At 35.2% G+C, this 20270-nt stretch carries 19 protein-coding genes; 2 read left to right on the top strand and 17 right to left on the bottom strand.

Going from position 1 to position 20270, the window contains the following annotated elements:
* Positions 1-3: 3 nt before the first annotated feature.
* From ACFSO7_RS07530 to ACFSO7_RS07515, 4 genes are all read right to left on the bottom strand, one after another.
* Entirely contained in the window at positions 4-318 is a 315-nt protein-coding gene (locus ACFSO7_RS07530) for a PTS sugar transporter subunit IIA (RefSeq protein ID WP_377876690.1), read from the bottom strand.
* A 95-nt stretch (positions 319-413) separates the two neighbouring features.
* On the bottom strand, positions 414-1727 hold the full coding sequence (locus ACFSO7_RS07525) for a 6-phospho-beta-glucosidase (RefSeq protein ID WP_377876689.1): 1314 nt from the start codon (positions 1725-1727) through the stop codon (positions 414-416).
* A gap of 51 nt (positions 1728-1778) precedes the next feature.
* On the bottom strand, positions 1779-3146 hold the full coding sequence (locus ACFSO7_RS07520) for a PTS sugar transporter subunit IIC (RefSeq protein ID WP_377876688.1): 1368 nt from the start codon (positions 3144-3146) through the stop codon (positions 1779-1781).
* Positions 3147-3150: 4 nt separating this feature from the next.
* Positions 3151-3465, bottom strand: a complete 315-nt coding sequence (locus ACFSO7_RS07515) for a PTS sugar transporter subunit IIB (RefSeq protein ID WP_377876687.1) — start codon at positions 3463-3465, stop codon at positions 3151-3153.
* A 314-nt stretch (positions 3466-3779) separates the two neighbouring features.
* Between ACFSO7_RS07515 and ACFSO7_RS07510 the strand changes: the two genes are divergently transcribed.
* On the top strand, positions 3780-4505 hold the full coding sequence (locus ACFSO7_RS07510) for a GntR family transcriptional regulator (protein WP_377876686.1): 726 nt from the start codon (positions 3780-3782) through the stop codon (positions 4503-4505).
* 363 nt (positions 4506-4868) lie between these two features.
* Here ACFSO7_RS07510 and ACFSO7_RS07505 read toward each other — a convergent pair whose 3' ends face one another.
* The 5 genes from ACFSO7_RS07505 to ACFSO7_RS07485 all read right to left on the bottom strand — a co-directional run bounded on the left by ACFSO7_RS07505 (position 4869) and on the right by ACFSO7_RS07485 (position 10759).
* Positions 4869-5534 (bottom strand): NAD-dependent epimerase/dehydratase family protein, encoded by a 666-nt coding sequence (locus ACFSO7_RS07505; protein ID WP_377876685.1) that lies wholly within the window; start codon positions 5532-5534, stop codon positions 4869-4871.
* Positions 5535-5708: 174 nt separating this feature from the next.
* The gene (locus ACFSO7_RS07500; RefSeq protein ID WP_377876684.1) at positions 5709-6320 is read right to left on the bottom strand and encodes an exonuclease domain-containing protein; all 612 of its coding nucleotides are present in this window, start codon (positions 6318-6320) and stop codon (positions 5709-5711) included.
* Positions 6321-6509: 189 nt separating this feature from the next.
* A complete protein-coding gene (locus ACFSO7_RS07495) occupies positions 6510-8858 on the bottom strand; it encodes an FdhF/YdeP family oxidoreductase (protein ID WP_377876683.1) in 2349 nt (782 codons plus the stop codon).
* Between the two features lie 198 nt (positions 8859-9056).
* Positions 9057-9416, bottom strand: coding sequence for a Na-translocating system protein MpsC family protein (locus ACFSO7_RS07490; RefSeq protein WP_377876682.1), 360 nt, complete (start codon positions 9414-9416; stop codon positions 9057-9059).
* A 71-nt stretch (positions 9417-9487) separates the two neighbouring features.
* Complete coding sequence (locus tag ACFSO7_RS07485) at positions 9488-10759, bottom strand: L-lactate MFS transporter (RefSeq protein WP_377876681.1); 1272 nt, start codon at positions 10757-10759, stop codon at positions 9488-9490.
* A gap of 461 nt (positions 10760-11220) precedes the next feature.
* On the opposite strand from ACFSO7_RS07485, the gene fdhD reads away from it, so the two are divergent.
* Positions 11221-12015: a formate dehydrogenase accessory sulfurtransferase FdhD gene (fdhD, locus tag ACFSO7_RS07480; protein ID WP_377876962.1), complete on the top strand. Its 795-nt coding sequence runs from the start codon at positions 11221-11223 to the stop codon at positions 12013-12015.
* 42 nt (positions 12016-12057) lie between these two features.
* Here fdhD and ACFSO7_RS07475 read toward each other — a convergent pair whose 3' ends face one another.
* The 8 genes from ACFSO7_RS07475 to helD all read right to left on the bottom strand — a co-directional run bounded on the left by ACFSO7_RS07475 (position 12058) and on the right by helD (position 20114).
* Complete coding sequence (locus ACFSO7_RS07475; RefSeq protein WP_377876680.1) at positions 12058-12393, bottom strand: ArsR/SmtB family transcription factor; 336 nt, start codon at positions 12391-12393, stop codon at positions 12058-12060.
* A 1-nt stretch (position 12394) separates the two neighbouring features.
* Complete coding sequence (locus tag ACFSO7_RS07470) at positions 12395-12817, bottom strand: SRPBCC family protein (protein ID WP_377876679.1); 423 nt, start codon at positions 12815-12817, stop codon at positions 12395-12397.
* A gap of 184 nt (positions 12818-13001) precedes the next feature.
* Positions 13002-13697 (bottom strand): polysaccharide deacetylase family protein, encoded by a 696-nt coding sequence (locus ACFSO7_RS07465; protein ID WP_377876678.1) that lies wholly within the window; start codon positions 13695-13697, stop codon positions 13002-13004.
* Between the two features lie 904 nt (positions 13698-14601).
* Positions 14602-14742, bottom strand: a complete 141-nt coding sequence (locus tag ACFSO7_RS07460) for a hypothetical protein (protein WP_377876677.1) — start codon at positions 14740-14742, stop codon at positions 14602-14604.
* A 239-nt stretch (positions 14743-14981) separates the two neighbouring features.
* Positions 14982-15710, bottom strand: a complete 729-nt coding sequence (locus tag ACFSO7_RS07455) for a UTRA domain-containing protein (protein ID WP_377876675.1) — start codon at positions 15708-15710, stop codon at positions 14982-14984.
* Between the two features lie 52 nt (positions 15711-15762).
* Positions 15763-16776, bottom strand: a complete 1014-nt coding sequence (locus tag ACFSO7_RS07450; RefSeq protein ID WP_377876674.1) for an SIS domain-containing protein — start codon at positions 16774-16776, stop codon at positions 15763-15765.
* Positions 16777-16891: 115 nt separating this feature from the next.
* A complete protein-coding gene (locus ACFSO7_RS07445; protein ID WP_377876673.1) occupies positions 16892-17719 on the bottom strand; it encodes a PfkB family carbohydrate kinase in 828 nt (275 codons plus the stop codon).
* Positions 17720-17807: 88 nt separating this feature from the next.
* A complete protein-coding gene (helD, locus tag ACFSO7_RS07440; RefSeq protein WP_377876672.1) occupies positions 17808-20114 on the bottom strand; it encodes an RNA polymerase recycling motor HelD in 2307 nt (768 codons plus the stop codon).
* Positions 20115-20270 lie beyond the last annotated feature (156 nt).

The raw sequence follows: 20270 nt of genomic DNA, 5'->3' as shown, positions 1-20270 counted from the left end.
TAACTACTTTTGTAACGTAATTGTATACAGGTCCACAATCTCAGCTGCTAAATCCCTCATCGTAATCGCATTCATCAAATGATCCTGAGCATGAACCATTAATAAAGAAATTTCCGTCTTTTCACCTCTAACTTCACCTTGAATGAGGGAGGTTTGAATGTGGTGCGCTTCATTTAACGCAGCTGAGGATTCCTTTAGTTTATCTGTTGCCAGTGTAAAATCACCTTTTTTCGCTGCTTGAATGGCTTCCATGGCTGAACTTTTTCCATTTCCTCCATGTAAGATAATCTGAAAAATAATAGTTTCTAAGTTTTCCATACGTATTCCTCCCAAAATCTAATCATTTGAAGAAAAAAGCCTACAGGTACTCCTATAAAAGGAAATGACTGCAGGCTAAACTGTTCATTCATCGATTAACCGAACTGAGGCAAATATGCTTTGTGCGCCTCAATCATTTCATCTAAAATCATTTTTGCAACTCGATCACTAGGTACGAGTGGGTTAATTGTCATGGCTAGTAAAGCCGTACCGTAATCGCCTGTAACAGCAGCCTCAATCGCTAATTGCTCAAAAGACTTGATTTGATGTACAAGACCTCGGACAGCAATAGGAAGCTCACCCATTGTGATTGGCTTTGGTCCATCCTTTGTAATGATACAACTTATTTCTACTACAGACTCATAAGGTAAATTTGCAATTGCCCCCTTATTTAAGGTGTTTACAGCCTGGATATCTTTTTTATCTGTATACATACTATGGATTAACCTTACTGCAGCATCACTATAATAGGCACCGCCTCTATTTTCTAATTGAGGAGGTTTAATCGATAAATCAGGGTCCTGATATAATTCAAATAATTCATCTTCAAGATTTTTTACAATCTTTGCACGTGTGAAGCCGTTTTTATAATTTTTCAATTCCTTAATCAGCATGTCACCAGACTTATAATAGTAGTTATGGTAGGGACAAGGAAATACATTTAATGCTTGGAGAAATTCAGGCTCCCAACCCATAGAGTGTATGTTTTTCATCGTAATATTTTTTTGAGGGTCAGTAATCAGACCGATGACCTCATCCTTAACTGATCTTCCATCTACATATACGTCTAAGCCATACACCATATGATTTAACCCTGAAAAGTCAATTCTGACGCGACTATGGTCAACATTTAAAAGTTTTGCAACGCCCATTTCCATTCCAATTGGCACATTACATAATCCAACGATTTTTTTTATATTACTGTATTTCAAAACCGCTTCAGTAACCATCCCTGCTGGATTTGTAAAGTTAATCAGCCAGGCGTTAGGACATTGTTCCTCCATTTCACGGCAAATGTCAAGGATCACAGGTATGGTGCGAAGAGCTTTTAGTAACCCTCCAGGCCCATTTGTCTCTTGGCCAAGAACACCATGTTTTAATGGTATGCTTTCATCTTTTTCTCTGGCTTCAAGCAACCCTACTCGAAATTGAGTGGTGACGAAGTCTGCGTTCTTTAACGCTTCTTTTCGGTCTAATGTTAAATGAATTTGAATTGGGACTCCAGCCTTCTTTACCATTCTCTTTGCAAGATTACCTACAATTTCAAGTTTTTCCTTTCCTGCTTCGATATCAACAAGCCAAATTTCATTGACAGGTAAGTCATTATAGTACTTAATAAATCCTTCAACCAGTTCGGGTGTATAGCTGGAACCTCCACCGATTGTCACTATTTTTAAGCCTGTTTTCATGATCCACACCTCGAATTTAGAGAACTTTGATACAAGTTGAGAGATACGATCCTAGATGTTTAACGTATCTGATTGTGTACTTGTAATTTCCTTTTCTTTTCTAGCACCCATTTTTCCTTGAGCAAACACAAATGGAAGATAAATAAGGATAGAAACAGCTAGGTTTACAGCTGCTAATATAGCTCCTGAAATATGCCCTCCTGTAGCGAGCAATCCACCAACAATAGCTGGAGTTACCCAAGGAATATCAGCAACAACTGGATGAACAATCCCAAGACTAATGGATAAATAGGCTATAATCGTCATTAAAATAGGGCTTAAAATAAACGGAATAAACCAAATTGGATTTAAAACAATAGGTAAACCAAAAAGGATTGGTTCATTAATTTGGAATATTCCAGGAGGAGTCCCTAAAGCCAATAATTGTTTATTGCGTTTTCGGCCAGCTATAAACATGGCCACCAACAACCCTAAAGTTGCACCAGAACCACCAAGATAAACGAAGGCATCTAAAAATGACCCTGCAAGTACATTATATTCACTTAAATCTTTCACACCTTGGGCATACATGTTCACGTTTTCTTGACCGAGCTTTGTCATTAACGGGGTGGTAATCCCTCCAAGTATATTGGGTCCGTGAAGACCGATCATCCAAAATCCGTGTACTAGGAAAACAATTAACATAGCAAATGGAAGGGAATCTACCGCTCCAGTAAGAGGAGTGACTAAAACTGAATTCAACCAATCATTTAGGTAAGCACCGTTACTGATGAATTTTCGTAAAATAAGTCCAAATAAACCGATGGTGAAGATGGTAATCATTCCTGGAAGTAGTTTTGCAAAGGAGCGGGCAACAGCTGGAGGTACTCCGTCAGGCAGCTTAATAATCAGATATTTTACTTTTGCTAAACGAACAAAAATTTCTGTGGCGATGATGGCAACAACAATACCTGTGAAAAGGGCTGTTGCATTAAAATAATTCCAGCTAATCACACCCCAAGCACCACCAGAAACGGCTTCTCCACCCTCGGGTGTGATAGAAACATTGGCGACTTGAGGTATTAAGACGAAGAAAGCTGCTGCCGCAACAAGCATGGCTTCAAAACCATCATCTCCATATGATCTTGCTAGTTTATAGGCTATCCCTACCACCGCAAAAACGGTCAAAAAAGCTAATGTCCCCCACCAAATATCTCCACCAAGTGTTGTCCATGTTTCACCAAATATTGATATCATCAGACGATTATAGTACTTTCCAATTCCAGGTACAGAACCTAGGTTATTTAATAAAACAGCTAATGAACCAATCATAGTAATGGCAATCATTCCAACTAATGCGTCACGGATTGCAAGTAGGTGCCTGTTATTACCCAGTTTATTAGCGAACGGCATTATATACTTATCTATAAATATCATCATGTCACTACTCCCCTTTTATTAGTTTAATAGCTTGCTTTAATACTTCTTCACCATTACAAAGGCCATAATGCATTGGATTAATAGAATCAACAGGAATTCCCTTCTTTTCCCCCATCGATTTTAACTGTGTAAGCAAAAAACGTACTTGTGGTCCGAGAAGCAATACATCCACTTTCTCGTTTTCCATTTGCTGTATCACTTCTGTAGAGCCAACAGCCCATATTTTACATTCAGCCCCTTGAGCTTTTGCACTTGTTTCCATTTTAGAAACTAAAAGACTTGTAGACATTCCAGCAGAGCAGCACAATAAAATATTCAAAGAATGACCTCCTTAACATTGAAAGCGATTACAAAAAATTGAACAATAGCAATAAATGCGATCCTTATCAATCAATTAGAAATTACTTTGAACTTTGAATGATAATATTTGAAAATAAACTCACCTCCAGTCTATATACAGATGGAATCGAAAAGGAAAATATTTCTGTTAAATAACTTAAATGTGATAACAATTAACAGAATCTCAATACAATTTTATATATGTTATTACAATTGTATGAAAATTTAAATTTGTTAGTACTTTTTTTACTTTTTTTCTGTTAATCTATAGGTACTAGGGAGGCTGTTGATCTAATGGAGGAATTTAAAGATAATCATGCTCTTCACCAGCAAGTAAAGGATGCAATCATTCAATTAATTAACGTAGGTGAATATAAACCACACTCTCAGCTTCCAACTGAGGCTGAATTTTGCGAAAAATATGGAGTCAGTCGTACAACCGTAAGAACAGCATTGCAGCAGTTAAGTATGGAGGGCTATCTATACCGAAAGCGAGGAAGCGGTACCTTTGTTTCCCAAAATAAAGTTAAACAAATTTTAACTACAACGGTAAAGCATTTTACTGAACAAATCACCATGCAAGGAAAGAAACCTATAATTAAAGTATTAGATCTTGAAGTGATTCCATCTGATGAGTATCTTAGTGATCTCTTAAAAATAGAAGAGGGTGAACCTGTTAATATGCTTGAAAGGGTTCGCTTTGTTAATGATGACCCGATTCAATATGAAATCGCTTATTTGCCTTGGTATAAAACCCCAGGCTTAAATAAACTCGAATGTGAAAAATCATTATATGAACTATTAGGAACGCAATTTCAATTGAAGATTAGTAGGACTGTGGAGACATTAGAGTTATTTATCGCTGATTTAGCCACTGCTGAAAAACTCCAAATCAACATCGGTGATCCTTGTTTTATGCTTGATACACTTGCTTATTTGAGTGATGATACCGTTATCGAATACTCTAAAACGATTTATCGTGGTGACTTGGCCCATTTTGTCATAGAAAGGAATTATTAGTTAATAATTTGTAGTAACAATTTTGGTTCGAAACATCAAATTGATTTGGAGCTTTTCAAAAATGAAATGAAATTTTTATAGATATAGGTGGGAAATGAAAACTCATATTAGTAGTTTCTTTATGAATAGAAATAAGTCATTCCCCATTTATGCAAAGAGCACCTGACCGCATGTTCATTATTTCATAAGGTTCAGGTGCAAAAATTATATATTTTAGAAACCTTTATTTGTTCAACACTTAATCCTGTAACCTCAAATCCATACCCAGTTTAAGAAGATTTCTTGCCACTATTTGTATTTTTTCTTCTTTTCCTAGCCTACTCTCTTCTTAAAAATTGCTTAATAGATCACGCTACTAATGGGTTAGATTTTTGGGAATTTTTCCATATCTTTAGCCGTATAGTTTTGGATGCCTTTTTGTTCTTTCTGAGCAACCAGAAACATTGCAGTTGCTACTGTCTTCGCTTCTATTCCGATACGGTTCCTTAATTGATTACCAAATATAAGTCCTAAACCACGAACAATACTTATAGCCATTTTTTCGATCAAGCGAAACTCATGACGATTCCCTAACAGTAGATTAGGTTGAAAAATAGACATCGCTTCATAGGGAATTATTTTTAGTTTCTCCTCAAGTTCTCCCTTCATCCTTTGATACCATAATTGTGAATTTTTATTTGCCTGAAAAGAACTTACGATCAGAAATTGTTTGGCACCTTTCTCCTTCCCCAATTCTGCAATAGCAATCGGGTATTCTACATCAACCCGATACATTGCTTCCTTTGTCTTAGCTTTCTTGATTGTGGTTCCTAATGTACAAAACACATCATCAACAGTAAAATATTGCTCGATTTCATTTAACCGGTCAAAATCACAAATTATCTCAACTAGGTTTGGATGTTTAACCTCAAGAGGTCTTCTAACTAAAGCAACAATTTTTTCATATTTTTGACTATTTATTAAGATATGAAGTAATTCATTTCCTACCAAACCAGTCGCTCCAGCTATCAGAGCAGATCTTTTATCCATTTCGTTTTCACCCTTTAAGATCGTCTATATTTAACCATTTAATAGTTAAAGAATAGTCTTTTAGTTAATTAAAGTAAATACTTTTCAGGGTTTAAGGTCTTGATTTAATTTATGATCCAGACACGTTTTACTTAGTGGAACAAAGGTACAATATCAAATATATTCTCAATCAAACTATCCTAAATAACCTTGAGAAGCAGGCTGATATTTTCGCATTGGCCGTTTACTAATAAGATCTTTCATATAGCAGTCTCCCAGTGGATTCGTTTTCTTAAGCAATTCCATTAAGTATGTAATATCGTCCATCGCTCTATGGGTTTGAAAATTGGTTATTTTGTGTGATTGTAGAAGAGTCAGGAGTTTACTATTAGGAAACCCGTATGCTTTCCAAGGTATATTTCTCATCGAACAGTACCAATCTAGTTCATTTACTTCAGGATACATGCGATAAAGGAAGCTACGATCAAAGGAAGCATTATGAGCAATTGCTGCATCTGCAAAAGTAAAATATTTAATAATTTTGCTATCTTGAAAGCTTTTACCACGTACGGTATCATATGAAATTCCATGAACTCTGTATGCTTGATCGTAATTGTATTTCGCTGATTGGGAAATCGGTTCTCTTAAAAAAGAATCTTTATCTTTAATATCTAAAATTTCTCCTGTATCCGTCTGATATGAAAATAACATCAAAGCTAGCTCGATGATTTCATCGGAATCGGGACCTAATCCAGTTGTTTCCACATCTAACAATAAACCTAACTTTTCATTTTTACTCAAGTTCATCACGCCTTTAATTTCGATTGGTTAAACTTATTATACCAGATGGAATAACACCATAATAATGTAATACCTAGAGAAAGAGCCCGACTCTTGGTGTTGTTACACACTACGAAGTCAGGCGCTAAAATATTATTTAAGCGATTAGCCGTTAGATCCAATACTTTTTAAAAACTATTTCCCTCTATAATTTGTCTAATCCGCACCCATTTCTAAATCTTCAATTCTTTTCTCTAAATAATGTTGGTCCTTTTGAGCGTGGAAAAGTTCGGCTTTTTCAACGATAACTGATGTATTATATTCTGGTATATGAGCATATTTCTCATATACACCTTTTGGTAAAAGGACATTTCCTTCAGGCCAATATACAGCAATATTTCCTGGACTGATATTCTCAAATTTCGCTGTTCCTTGATACATGCCGTATTGGTTATAAGTGACAATGGAATCACCTTCACGAATCCCTAGTTCTACTGCATCCTGACCATTCATGATGATGTCATAGCGATTCCCACCATTAAATGGATCGATTTCACTATATACCATTGAGTTAAATTGTTTCCCACGGCGACTGGTTACATAAAATTGGCCTTCCGTTTTTCGGTTTTCTGGAATATCAATGGCAAATAAATTTCCTTTTCCATCCGGGGTAGGACAAATGCCACCTTCACATAACCAAGCCCCACCCCATTGAAATACATCACCTTTTTCCTTTAAATACTGAATTCCATCGTAATTCGGGTTTGCGACAGCAATTTCTTTTCGAATATCAGCAGCTGTTTCAAAATGTATGAGATGCTTTTTCTCAGGGTAAACCCTACTAGCTAAATCCACATAAATTTCCCATTCAGAACGAGCCTCATCCATTCTCGGTCCTTTAATTTCAGCACTAAAATAAACCATTCTTTCGGTGCTTGTCGACGTCCCTCCACCAGGTTGTTCATATCTTGTCATTGCTGGAAGAATAATGACCTCTTCTTTTGCATCGACCAAAGTTGAGCTGTTGAAAATAATATCCTGATGCACCCTTATCTCTACATTCTCCAGTGCTTCCTTTATAAAATCAGGATTTGGCATTGTTTCTAAGAAGTTGCCACCACTTGTATAGAAAAGCTTTAATTTACGCTCATGTTCATCGGGTAAAACAGCATTTTCAATTGTTTGCCCTACTGAATCCCCTTGCCATCTAGGTATTTCAAATCCCCATATTTCTTCAATTCGTCTTGCATTCTTTTCATCAAAATCTCCACCAGGTAACACAAATGGATCCGCCCCCATTTCACCAGATCCTTGAACACCACTATGTCCACGAATAGGCATCACACCACATTTTTCCCGTCCAATAAAACCACGTAGCATGGCAAGGTTTGCCACTTGTGAAATATTATCGGTTGCGAATCGGTGCTGTGTTAGGCCCATACTCCAAATAAAGATGCCCGATTTCGATCGTGCGAGTAACTCCGCAAACTCTAGCATTCTCTCTTTCGTTAAGCCCGAAGATTTTTCCAATTCTGCCCAGTTTTGTGTCTTTAAATGACTTTTTAATTCCTCTAAGCCATTCACATGATCGCGAACAAATTGATGATCAATTGCTGAACCTGGATTCATTTCCTCCATTTCAAACCAGTGCTTCATGACACCATTCATAAAGGCAATATCTCCACCTATGTTTACTTGGTACACATCATCTACGATTTTCGTGCCGAATAAAGCGCTTTCGGCAATCGATGGAATCCAGTAGTTTTCCATTGAAGGTTCACGGTATGGATTAATCATTATAATTTTCGTTCCAGCTTTTTTTGCAGCATACATATATTTTGTTGATACTGGTTGGTTGTTCGCCGCAACGGATCCCCAAAATATTAGGACTTCTGTTCCGATCCAATCCTTATAATTACAGCTAGATGCACCAATCCCAAGAGAGCGCTTTAAAGCTGTTTTACTTGGTGAATGACAAATACGGGAAGCGTTATCAATATTGTTCGTTCCTAAAAAACGTGCTGTTTTTGCGGCTGTATAATATACTTCATTCGTGATTCCTCTTGCAGTTAAATAAAACGCCATCTGCTTAGGATCAACTTGTTTCACTTTTCCAGCAATGCGGTTAAGTGCTTCATCCCACGAAATTCTAGTAAACTTGGATTCTCCCTTCTTACGAGAAAGTGGATAAGGTATTCTACCGAGCTTGCGTAATTCAGTGCTATTTAGTTTTCGCAATTCCTCTATATTCTCAAACCATTTCGGGTCAATGGCAGGTGCTGTATTTAAACGCAATACATTTAAACGGGTCGTACATAAATGTGGTCCAGAAAGGGTTTGATCATATAAACCAGAAACCCCAAGTGCACAGCCGTCACAAACTCCTTGTGTCAATATACGATATGCATAAGGAAGATTATCACGATTTTCCCACGCGACCTTCATCGTATCACGAATATGATGTGGTTTTACTTTCCCTAAACCCATTGGAGCAAGACTAGCCCATAACTTCGGTGTTGGTTTTTTGCTCAACTTAATTGGTCCAGTATGTTTTGTTTTACCCATGATTTCCACTCCTATTACCTGTTCTTCTAAATCTTTATATAATAGAGAAATTATTATTTAATTTTTCTGTTTTATCTAATTGAACATTTCTAAACGAACCATATAAAAAGAGAAAACCACCGAATCCCTGGAAGTTTTCTCCCCCAGAGTGATACGGTGGTTAGTCTTTAGCAGGGTCGCTGCCAAGTGCCAGACCTATCATTTTGAAAATTTCTCCTGAAGATCCTGATCAAAAACGAAGATAGACATTCCAAAATCGCGGTCAATATCAATATCTACGAATAAATCAATTAATTTACTACCTAGGAACTCTTCCATTTCAACAGGAGGATTTTTTCGATACATTTCTTTGACCATCTCAGTTCTCGCTGCCCGCAATGCCTGTTTGCCTTCATCCGCACTGGCTATAAATTTCTCAACTGGAGATAGATTTCCTTCCATCTCACAGATTGCCCAGTTTTTACAAAAAGTTGTTGTAATTTTACTTGGTCCCTTTCCCATATGTTTCTTTCTGAAAGAGCGCACCAAATTACTAAATTCCGCTTCATATTTTTTCATAATATCATCCTACATACTAGAGGTTATAATGATTGGTATTTTATCACACTATGATTCATTATAAAAGATTATTAACTTACAAGTGAATCTTTCGTTCCTCTAGATGCGTTTTGCTTTCGTAATTGATTGATATCTCGACGAATTAGTAGAGATATAGCTAAAGCAACAACAAACAATCCCGCAAAGAAAGTTAAACTCGTTGCATAACTACCTGTTGCATCCTTCATCCAAGCTGCAAACATTGGACCTGCTAAACCAGCTGCTGCCCAAGCCGTCAGAATGTTTCCATGAATGGCTCCAAGCTGCTTTGTCCCGAATAAGTCCCCGATATAAGCTGGAATCGCTGCGAATCCTCCACCATACATCGTATAAACAATAGCTAACATCGCTTGGAAAAGGAATGCGTTCGTTGTATGTGGTAATGCTGCAAAAAGTACAATTTGTGTGGCAAAGAATATCGTATAGGTGTTAGGTCTTCCGATATAATCAGAAATCGTTGCCCAGCCGATTCGACCAAAACCATTGAACAATCCTAGTACACCAACAAGTGCTGCAGCTCCAGCTGTAGTAAGTCCAATACTCTCTTGTGAAAGTGGTTTTGCAGCAGAAAGAATCGCAATCCCACACGTTACGTTAATAAATAACATCAACCATAAATAATAAAATCTTGGCGTCTTGATTGCTTCATTTGCAGTTAATTGGGATAAATCTTCTTTGATTCTTGATTTACCTGCTTTCACTTTCTCTTTAAATCCAGCTGGAAACCAATTTTCCGCAGGTTTTTCTAAATATAAGGATGATAGACACATAATAGCAAAATAGGAAATTCCAAGAATAAAAAACGTATTTGATGTTCCGACAGATTTAATTAAGGCATCCATAATTGGACTACTAATGGCTGCAGCAAAACCAAACCCCATAATGGCAAGACCTGTTGCAAGTCCCCTGCGATCTGGGAACCACTTGACTAACGTGGATACAGGTGCAATATAACCTACCCCTAATCCAATTCCTCCCAACACCCCATAAGTAATATACAGTAACGGTAGTGAACCAAGATTAACTGCAAAGCCAGATCCTATAATTCCAGCCCCGAAAAAACCAGCTGCAAGGAGGCCTGATTTCTTTGGACCATATTTTTCAACAAAATGTCCAAGAAAGGCTGCAGATAATCCTAGAAATAAAATAGCCAAACTAAACGTAAATTGTACTTGCTTTGCTGTCCATCCAAATTCATTGATTAACGGATTCGTAAAATTACTCCAGGCATACACTGACCCAATTGAAATATGGATACCAACTGCTGATGTAGCAATAAGCCATCGGTTTTTTGTCTTTTCCACCTATTCACCCTCCTCTAATTTTTAAAATAAACAAAAAAACCATCAACTTCCTTAAAATGGCATAGTAAAAGATGCACATTTTAAAGTCATTTGACGGTTAGTTTCTAGCAGGAATCGCTACTATCAGACCAACAGTAAATCGCTTACATTACTTGAAACATTTTAAAAGCGAAGACAGGAACGCTATCTCGAATCAAAATGTGACAAATTTATGAACTTTAGAAAAATCATAACACGTACAATTTTTTTCTGCAATTCTATTTTCAAAAATTTTCTGATTATTTACCAGATCACATTGAGAAATATATGACGCTAACTAGAGGAAAAACAATAGTTTATTACAATTTTGCACTATATATGCAGTAAAAATAATATTGTTATTAATCTATTATTCTTGTTTATTTATTCATGATGTGATTATATTTTTATTAAAATTATAAATTGGGTGAGTGGATATGGATATGACGATACTAAATGTAAGTGTAGAAAAGAAAATCAATCGATATTCGGAAGAACAGTTTTTTGATGTTGAGGATTATATCGTAACGGAGTTTCCTTTGACCATATATGTCAACGGTAATGAGTTTGCAACCTTAGTCTGTACACCCATGCATTTTGAAGAGATGGTCGTTGGTTTCTTAGCATCTGAGGGAGTCATACGTTTTTATAAAGATATTAAATCTCTTAACATTGATCAAAGTCGCGGATATGCCTATGTGGATTTACACGCCAATTTAGTTACTAGTCAAGAATATTATTCCAAACGATTTATTGGATCATGTTGTGGAAAAAGTCGACAATTTTATTTTCATAATGATGCGAGAACAGCAAAAACATCCACTGACACAACAACGATTACTGCTCTTCAATGCATTCATCTCATGAATGAAATGCAAAACAATAGCGCCGTTTTCCAAAAAACAGGTGGGGTTCATAATGCAACACTATGTACTAAAAATGAAATTATAGTTGGCCGGACCGACATCGGTAGACATAATGCTCTAGATAAATTATTTGGATATAGCATTATCAACCAAGTACCAGTACGAAATAAAATTATTGTTTTCAGTGGAAGAATTTCCTCAGAAGTTCTTGTCAAAGCATCAAAAATAGGAGTAGGAATCGTACTATCAAAATCTGCCCCTACTGATTTAGCAATTAAATTAGCAGACGATTTGAATATTACCGCTGTTGGTTTTATTCGTGGAAATTCTTTTAACGTCTATTCTCACCCATACCGAATTGTAAAAAATTGATTTCAATAACTCAAAATAAAAGATCGCCAACTTGGCGATCTTTTACTCTAATATATCGTTATCCCCTTCTACGAATTCTTTCAGATCGAATAACTTTTGATTCCAGTAATTCTCAAAAAATGAAAGCCATTGCTTTAATTCGACTAATGGATCTGCTTGAAGTTTATATCTCGTTTCCCGTCCAACCTTTTGACTACTTACTAGACCTGCATCGAATAAAACGCCTAGATGCTTGTTAATGGCAGTTCGGCTAATTGGAAAGCATTCAGTAATCGCAGCAATCGGCATTTCCTCGTCGGCAAGTAATGTTAAAATTTTACGTCTAGTTGGATCTGCTATTGCCTGAAATACATCGTGCTTTGGCTCCATTAAGAACATTTTATGCCTCTACATATTTTGGGAGACTTTCGTTGACGATTTTCTCCCAACCATTTTCCATAAAACCGCGAACCACCGAGTGTGGTTGTCCAAATTCAGTAGCTTTTGCTGGATCCCATCCAGAATGGATCAATGTGAATTCTGTTTTTCCATCAACTTGTTTTAATTCAAAGGCCAGATGCCAGTCCTTCCCCCAGTTAAAACCAACTCGGTTCGGTGGATCGATTTCTGTCACTTTACACGGTGAATCACCGTAAGCCCCAGCATGAAGAATGAATTCTTTTCCTAAAACAGGTTCAAAAGTGTTAGGCATCCACCATGCAGCAATGCCTTCTGATGTTGCAATTGCTTTCCAAACCTTTTCAATCGGTGCATTAAGTATAATTGTTTTACGAATTTCTGGTAGTGTTTCTTGAGTTTGCATAATAATACCTCCATTTAGTTATAACACCAAAAGGTGTCATAAATATGATTATAACACCTTTTGGTGTTGTGTCAATTTATTAATTGATAACTTTTAACTATTCCATCACTATTGTTTTATATTTCATTATTCCTATTCGTTGAGGGGAAAATGTGGTATAGCCGTAAATAATTATATTTACGACTTAAAATTTCTGTAGTTCATTTACAGTTACGAACTGATATCCTTTGATCGTAAGTTCATTTAATATTTCTTCGATTACTTTAAGTTCTTCCCCATTGTCCACATACATAGGATGCATTAAAATAATTGACCCTGGTTGAATATTTCCCATCACATAATTTACTTTATCAGAAGAAGAGCTGTGAAATGTGTCAGGCTCTAAATTCCAAGTGATTGTTTCTTTGTTATGTCGATATAGGTAATAGGGTAATCCGAAAAGTTTTTTTCCATACGGAGGTCGGAAATCGATTTCACCTTCATAACCAGCATTTCGAATTAATTCGTCGGTTTTTTCGATTTCTTTCTTAATAAAAGAAGGTGATTTTAATACCATACGATCATGTGAATATGTATGGTTGCCAATTTGATGCCCTGCTTTAACTATTTTATACGCTTCCTTTGGATACTTCTCCATGTCATTTCCAATTAGAAAAAAGGTTGCCTTCGCATTATATTGAGCTAATAATGGTAAAATTTCATCCACTTTTTTAGTTGGACCATCATCAAAGGTTAAGGCAACAACCTTTTGATTTGTCTCCACTTTATAAGTTAATCCACCAAATAATTGAAAAGTTCTCGCATTCATTAGTTTATATGCACCGAATAAAATTAGCAAAACGGTGAGAATAATCATTCCAAACCAAACTATTTTTTTCATTTTTTCCCCCAATCGTAATTCTGTATTTGATTTATATTAATTCGTTATGTTAGAAAAGAAACCCTTCCATTCGATGTAAATGAACAGATTGAATCATTGTCAAACGAAAAGCATCAAGATTAAAAGGAAAACACACCTTTCTTCTTGATGCTTCTTTTATTATGAAATATGAAAAAATGATACCAAACCACTATAAGACCAGATCTTTTTTCTCAAATAAATATTGTATTCTATATAATAAATATGCTTTATAGTGTAAGTAAATAAAAAACTGAAAATGATTTAATCGATTTAGACGTATGATTTTGAATTTTTTTAGAACATCTATGAATATAAAAACAAATAGTCCATCAGAAATAGCATTTAATATCACAAACTTCTTAAAGTTACCGAACGAAATTTTAAGCAACCACATTGAAAGTGGCATATAAGGTCCAACACTAAAAGGTAGTTCATCCCTTATAAATGATTTTCACTTATCATAAAACTTCCACTTCCGCTTGTGTTCATACAGATGATTGATAATTTCAAAAATAACAATAATAACGCCCGTTAAGGAATAACGTTATAAACTACGCTTTCCTATAAATAACAATGACAACCACGGTATAATTATTACAAAAAGATTAAATACTAAATGCCTCTTTGTTATCATTAAATATTTTCACCTCAAACTTGATTATGACTCTCTTTTAAAGTATCCAATATCATAAAAAACACACTCTTTTATATTAATTTTAGGCTCGTTTCAGAACAGCTTTAAGCTTTTCACTAGAAAAAACAATCAATAAAAAAGAAGCAACCGCCTCCTCCTAATAAAGATTTGGCAATTGCTTCTTCTCGATTTACTGAGGATCCATCTTTTATATGTATGCTTCCGTACAAAAGATAGTATCTTTATCTCTTAATTCATTTTAACAGGTGTCACTACTGCATAAATATTTTCAGTTGGATCGGATACGTTCCATTCAATGATCTTCTTTCCGCTTCCCCCATCTTTGTTCTCGCTCTTCCTCACGATCGTTACTTGGTTGTTGTTGTTCATTATTCTAACTTCCTTCCATTCCGAAATCTCACACAGAAGTTAATATATGCTCGAAGTTAAAATATGTTCATTATTTTTTAATAAAAAGTTAAATCGATGACAAATTACTTTTTTATTGATATACACAATTTTATAGCTAACGATTAATGGATCGATAATAACAGTTAGCAAGAGACAGTTCCTTCTCTTCAAACGGCTAAATAAGCAAAAGACACGTCCCCTACTTATAATAACCCTTGCTATTTTGCCCGATGAACTGTTAGATTAACTTTATTCGTTTCACACATATAAGTCGATAGGTGTACAGGTTCGTCGTTTTTATCATATGAAATTTTAAGTATTTTGAAGAGATTTGCACCAATATCACATTCAAGTAATTTTGCATACTCTGGTGTTGCTCCGATAACTGTAATGATTTTATCGTTACTTAAGATCTCTGTATGGTAATCTTCCATAAGGATTTTAAAAGTGGACTCATTGCTAGTAATTTTCCTTTCTAATCCAGGAAAATGTATTAACGAATAATGGGCGGTATCATAGAAAAGAGGTCGTTCATTTACATACATTAGTCTCACTAGTTCAAGTACAGGACTACCTTCTTCGATCTTTAAATGAACTGAAACATCTTCGGGAGCAGGTATCACCTCACTTCTTATTATCCTCGAATTAGGGATCATGCCAAGTTGATAACTGAACTCTGAGAATCCGCTAACAGATAATAATTCATTATGAATTTTTTTTGAAGTGACAAAGGTTCCCCTTCTAGGAACGCGAGTAAGCGTTCCTTCTTTAACCAGTTCTTCAATTGCTTTTCTGATCGTGATTCGACTTACCAGATAGATTTCACAAAGCTCCGCTTCAGTTGGAATCTGTTCATCTGGTTTGTATTTTCCTTGTTGGATCTCATTCTTCAACATTTGCCTTATTTGCATATATAATGACTGGGGAGTTGAAGGGTTTAAATTCAATTATCTTGCACTCCTATCAAACTTTGATTAAATTATCTAGAATTTGTAAATTTCAATATTCCATTTGTCGGTAATATCTTCTTAAGGTAAGCGGATGATTTCTTTCATTCTCAAGATGAACACTAATTCTGCTAAGTACTGCCCAGTTAATACTGACAGCAAAGTGCTTTCTAAACTCTTCACTGATTCCTGGCATTTCAAAATCTTTAGTATCAATAATTGTTAAGTTTTTTGTTATCTTTTCGGCAAACATCTCCACACGATCGATCAGTGGTCTTGTCTCATCTTCACCCTTTAATAAAATAACACTAGTATCTTCTACTACTAATTCTAGAGTGCCGTGAAAAAACTCTGCAGCATGTATTGATTTCGCATGAATCCATTGCATTTCTTCTAAAATACACATGGCATATGAATAAGTGTTACCCCATAAGTTTCCTGACCCAACTAACATATGGTATTCGGTATCCTTATGTTTTATCGCAAATTCCTCTGCAATTTCATCAAATGATTTAGCAGCATGAAGAATAGCTCTTGGAAGTAAATTAACCTCCTTCGTGAATTGCTCATATTTAGGAAATTCATGATTGTTATACATAAAACGGAAAACGACTATGTACAAAAGCATAAAGAAAGTGTCAAAAGAATGTTTTTCGGACCCTGTTGTTATACAGTGATCAACGAGTTTTGTTAATGGTGTATTTGGTTCTGCTACTAAAGCAATAGTTGTTGCCCCTCTATCTCTACAATACTCTGCTGCAGCAATTGTTTCCTTCGTTGTTCCTGACACTGAAGTAAAAATACAAACAGAATCTTTACTAAAATGCCTGTGATTCATCACCATGAACTCAGCCGCAATTTCAGCATAAACAGGAATGGTTGAATTCGATTTTAATATGTATTCAAATGGATACATCATGGCAATGGTGCCACCAGCACCGATCATAAATATATTTTTATAGCCCCGTTTTGAAATTTCATCTACTATGTTTTCAATCTGTTCCCGAAATGCAAGTCCTTCGTTTTCAAGAAGTCTAAGAAACAATTCCTCATCAAATTTTAACATTAAGCTTTACCTCCATTTATTTGTTATGTCTTGTATTATAATTAAATATAATAAAATAAGCAAAATAAAAAGCCATGTTTATTTGATAACATGTCTTTTTATTTCAACTATTGATCTACTTTGACTCTTTCCAATCTTTTGGATATCCAATGGCTCCATAAAATTCACATGTCTTACTTGCATTTCTAGCTGCAATATTCAAAGCATCCTTCACATTATGATGATTATAATATGCTGTTAAAAATCCACTTATAAAACTATCGCCAGCACCCATCGTATCAATAATCTCTGCCTCAAAACATTCTTGATAGTATTTTTTTCCTTGAAGAATGAAAAGGGCTGGCTTAGACCCTCGGGTGATTCCAACGATATCTAAATTGTACTTTTTTAATTCTTCGGTTAATCGATCGATTTCTTCATCATTTAAGTGAGATCCTGAGAAAAAGCCATTAGAGATATAAGGACAAACTTTTTCCAAATAGGCAGCATTGTACTCGTCCGAAAAGTCAAAGGAAATTTTAATACTTTCGGACAAACTAGAAAGCTCCTCCTCAAGAAACGAGTAGCAACTTGTGTGACAAATATCAAATCTCTTAATATAATCATAGTCTTCTGCTACAAGTCTTAGCTTCACATTATGCTGAACCGTGTCTCTAGGACCACCCGCAAAAACTCGGTCACCGTCCTCTGTAAGATTGACTCTAGGCTGTCCACTTATTCCTTCAACAGTCCTTGAACGATGGAAAGAAACCCCTTCAAGTTCTAGTACATTTTTTAAATGATGTGCCTTATCATCAGTAGCAAAAACCCCAATATAACCCACTTCTTCTGCTCCTGAACGTTTACAATTGACAGCGACATTTACACAATTCCCACCAGGATAATATTTACCTTGGTCTACATAACAATCTACTACATTATCACCAATTGTAATAATTTTCATCTAATCTTCCTTTCTTGAAGCACAGGTGAAGCACAGGGACGGTTCTTTTGCTTTTAGGTTATAAAAAAAATTGTCCCTGTACTATTTCTTAATGATCAAATTTACTAGAATCCACCCAATTCAATAATAAGTCCGATGGATCACTTCCATATAGATATAATTTATGCATCGGTCTAGTCATCGCGACGTAGAGCAATTTAATATCTAACTCTTCTTCATAATAAGATTCCTCTAGGGTTACGATCAATACAGCATCAAATTCCAATCCTTTAGAGAGATATGAAGGCAATATTACAATACTTCCTTTTTTCATATCTTCTTTTTCTTCTAATAGTTGGATTGGAAGGTTACTATTTTCAAACATTTTATGTATTCTTTCACACTCTTTGTCAGTTCGCCCAATAATGGCAATCGAATGAAGCTCTTCTTTCTTCACTAATTGAATATCGTATTCAAGTATCTCTCTTACTTGCTGTAAATTTGTTGGGTCAATTTTTGTAAAACGCGGTTTTTCCCCATGCCTAATAACTGGTTCTACCTTTGGTAAGTCTTTATCCATTATCGAAAGAATATCATTGGCCAAATGCATAATCTCGACGGTTGTTCGATAACTCTTCTGTAGTGATTGATAATTGGCATTAGGAAAAATATCCTTTAATAAAGGCTCCCAACTATGTAACCCACGGTAGGAGTGAATTCCTTGAGCTAAATCACCTACAATCGTGAACAATTCTGTTTCAAAACCTTCTCTTAATGCAGCAAATTGAAAATAGCTATAGTCCTGGGCTTCATCAATGAAAATACTTTTCATTTTATATGGTTCATCGATGCCTTCTAGCTTAGCTTTTAAATAAAATAACGGAGCTAAATCCTCCAATTCAAATGCTTTCTTTTCAACAATCTTATGACAATATTTACTTAGAGCCTTGCATTCTTTCTCTGAAAGTGAATCGGAATATTTTCGTAAAAGCTCCTCAGAAGTCATTAAATTCTTATATAATGTAAAAATATCTTTTTTCACAAAAGAACTCATATAATTTTTCACAGCTACTTTTGATTCTTGTTCAATATTCTTTAATCTTTGTTCTTTCAAGTCCATGATTTTTATTACTTTTTGCTTTCTTTTTTCTTCTTCCATCTTAGTTGTATATAATGCCTTTTCTAAAGCTTCATCATATTTCGTATTAATTTTTGAAAGCATAATCGACTTTTTTATTCTTAAATCATTCGTTAATAAGTTTTTAACTTTATCAATTCTTTTATAAATAGGTAAATATAGATATTCTTTTAAAAATAATCTTTTGATTTTCTGCCCCCTCAATAATAGGGACTTTTCGACGATAAAATCCTGTGATGGTGCTAATTTCAATTCTATTTCTTTTATGTAGCCATCGATTAATGCTTTAAATTCAAGAGAACCTTTAAAAGTTGATATCCATTGTATTGACTTTGTTTTTCCGTTTTCTTCTAACATTCTCATTAGTTTAGAATTAGGAGAAAATAATTTGATCTCCTTACCTAAACAATTTTTCATAAAATCAATAAAGGTCGTTTGTTTAATTTTGTTCACCCCTAATTCAGGAAGAACAGCTGAAATATAGTCAATAAACAAGCGATTTGGTGCAAGGATCATTAATTTTTCTGGTGGAAAGCGATAGCCAAAAGAATAGAGAAAATAGGAGATTCTGTGTAGAGCAATGGTCGTTTTTCCACTTCCAGCTGCTCCTTGAACGATTATAGGATGTTGTAAAGATGCTCTGATAACTTCATTTTGCTCATTTTGAATCGTTGCTACAATTTCAGTAAGTCGATTGTCAGCTTTTCCAGATAAAGATTTCTGCAATAGTTCATCATGTGTCGTTAAATCAATATCCCTGATTTCTTTTAACAATCCATTTTCAATTTCGTATTGTCTCTTTAAAGATAAATAGCCGCTTTGCGTTTCTCCGTATGCATCATAAGTAACCTCGCCTAAACGACCATCATAATAGACATTGGCAATTGGAGATCTCCAGTCTACAATTATCGGCATTTGATTCACTCTGTCAAACAATGAGGTTTTTCCAATATACAAAATCTCTTCTTTGTTTTCACTATGGTTTGTAAAATTTATTCTTGAAAAATACGGTTTACTGATGACGCTTTCTAATCGTTGTAACTCACTTTCGGCCAGTTCTAAATACTGAGCATTGGTCAGAATGTTCAAGTACCCTAAACTACTTTCTGATGAATCAAGTTCTGCAAAAGCCTCTTTCATATTTTCAACAAACTGTTCCTTATTCCCTTTCGATATTTCCAAAATACTTTTGATGTATTCCTTTGTAAATTCTAATCGTTCGACCTCTGATTGATAATCTTTATGTTCGTGTACTGACTTTTGTTTCTGGGAGCTCATTCTTTAAACAGTCACCTCTCATAATGTTATCTTTCTGGCTTACATTGGTAGGAAAAATGGCAAAAAGAAGTAACCGCCTTCCTCTTACTAAGATGAAGCGAATTACTTCTTATTAGACAATTAATCGAAAATCCTCAGCATGTACTTGAAAATATT

The sequence above is a fragment of the Bacillus sp. CGMCC 1.16607 genome (genome assembly GCF_042683745.1).
GTDB lineage: Bacteria > Bacillota > Bacilli > Bacillales > Cytobacillaceae > Pseudoneobacillus.
The sequence above is the reverse complement of the archived record's forward strand: the minus strand, read 5'-3'. Positions and strand labels throughout refer to the sequence as shown.

What these genes read in the sequence shown, in the direction of transcription:
- ACFSO7_RS07520 (WP_377876688.1), bottom strand. Translation starts at nt 3,146, where the DNA reads ATGATGATATTTATAGATAAGTATATAATGCCGTTCGCTAATAAACTG.
- ACFSO7_RS07445 (WP_377876673.1), bottom strand. Translation starts at nt 17,719, where the DNA reads ATGAAAATTATTACAATTGGTGATAATGTAGTAGATTGTTATGTAGAC.
- ACFSO7_RS07525 (WP_377876689.1), bottom strand. Translation starts at nt 1,727, where the DNA reads ATGAAAACAGGCTTAAAAATAGTGACAATCGGTGGAGGTTCCAGCTAT.
- fdhD (WP_377876962.1), top strand. Translation starts at nt 11,221, where the DNA reads ATGACGATACTAAATGTAAGTGTAGAAAAGAAAATCAATCGATATTCG.
- ACFSO7_RS07470 (WP_377876679.1), bottom strand. Translation starts at nt 12,817, where the DNA reads ATGCAAACTCAAGAAACACTACCAGAAATTCGTAAAACAATTATACTT.
- ACFSO7_RS07450 (WP_377876674.1), bottom strand. Translation starts at nt 16,776, where the DNA reads ATGTTAAAATTTGATGAGGAATTGTTTCTTAGACTTCTTGAAAACGAA.
- ACFSO7_RS07495 (WP_377876683.1), bottom strand. Translation starts at nt 8,858, where the DNA reads ATGGGTAAAACAAAACATACTGGACCAATTAAGTTGAGCAAAAAACCA.
- ACFSO7_RS07465 (WP_377876678.1), bottom strand. Translation starts at nt 13,697, where the DNA reads ATGAAAAAAATAGTTTGGTTTGGAATGATTATTCTCACCGTTTTGCTA.
- helD (WP_377876672.1), bottom strand. Translation starts at nt 20,114, where the DNA reads ATGAGCTCCCAGAAACAAAAGTCAGTACACGAACATAAAGATTATCAA.
- ACFSO7_RS07510 (WP_377876686.1), top strand. Translation starts at nt 3,780, where the DNA reads ATGGAGGAATTTAAAGATAATCATGCTCTTCACCAGCAAGTAAAGGAT.
- ACFSO7_RS07530 (WP_377876690.1), bottom strand. Translation starts at nt 318, where the DNA reads ATGGAAAACTTAGAAACTATTATTTTTCAGATTATCTTACATGGAGGA.
- ACFSO7_RS07475 (WP_377876680.1), bottom strand. Translation starts at nt 12,393, where the DNA reads ATGTTCTTAATGGAGCCAAAGCACGATGTATTTCAGGCAATAGCAGAT.
- ACFSO7_RS07505 (WP_377876685.1), bottom strand. Translation starts at nt 5,534, where the DNA reads ATGGATAAAAGATCTGCTCTGATAGCTGGAGCGACTGGTTTGGTAGGA.
- ACFSO7_RS07490 (WP_377876682.1), bottom strand. Translation starts at nt 9,416, where the DNA reads ATGAAAAAATATGAAGCGGAATTTAGTAATTTGGTGCGCTCTTTCAGA.
- ACFSO7_RS07460 (WP_377876677.1), bottom strand. Translation starts at nt 14,742, where the DNA reads ATGAACAACAACAACCAAGTAACGATCGTGAGGAAGAGCGAGAACAAA.
- ACFSO7_RS07500 (WP_377876684.1), bottom strand. Translation starts at nt 6,320, where the DNA reads ATGAACTTGAGTAAAAATGAAAAGTTAGGTTTATTGTTAGATGTGGAA.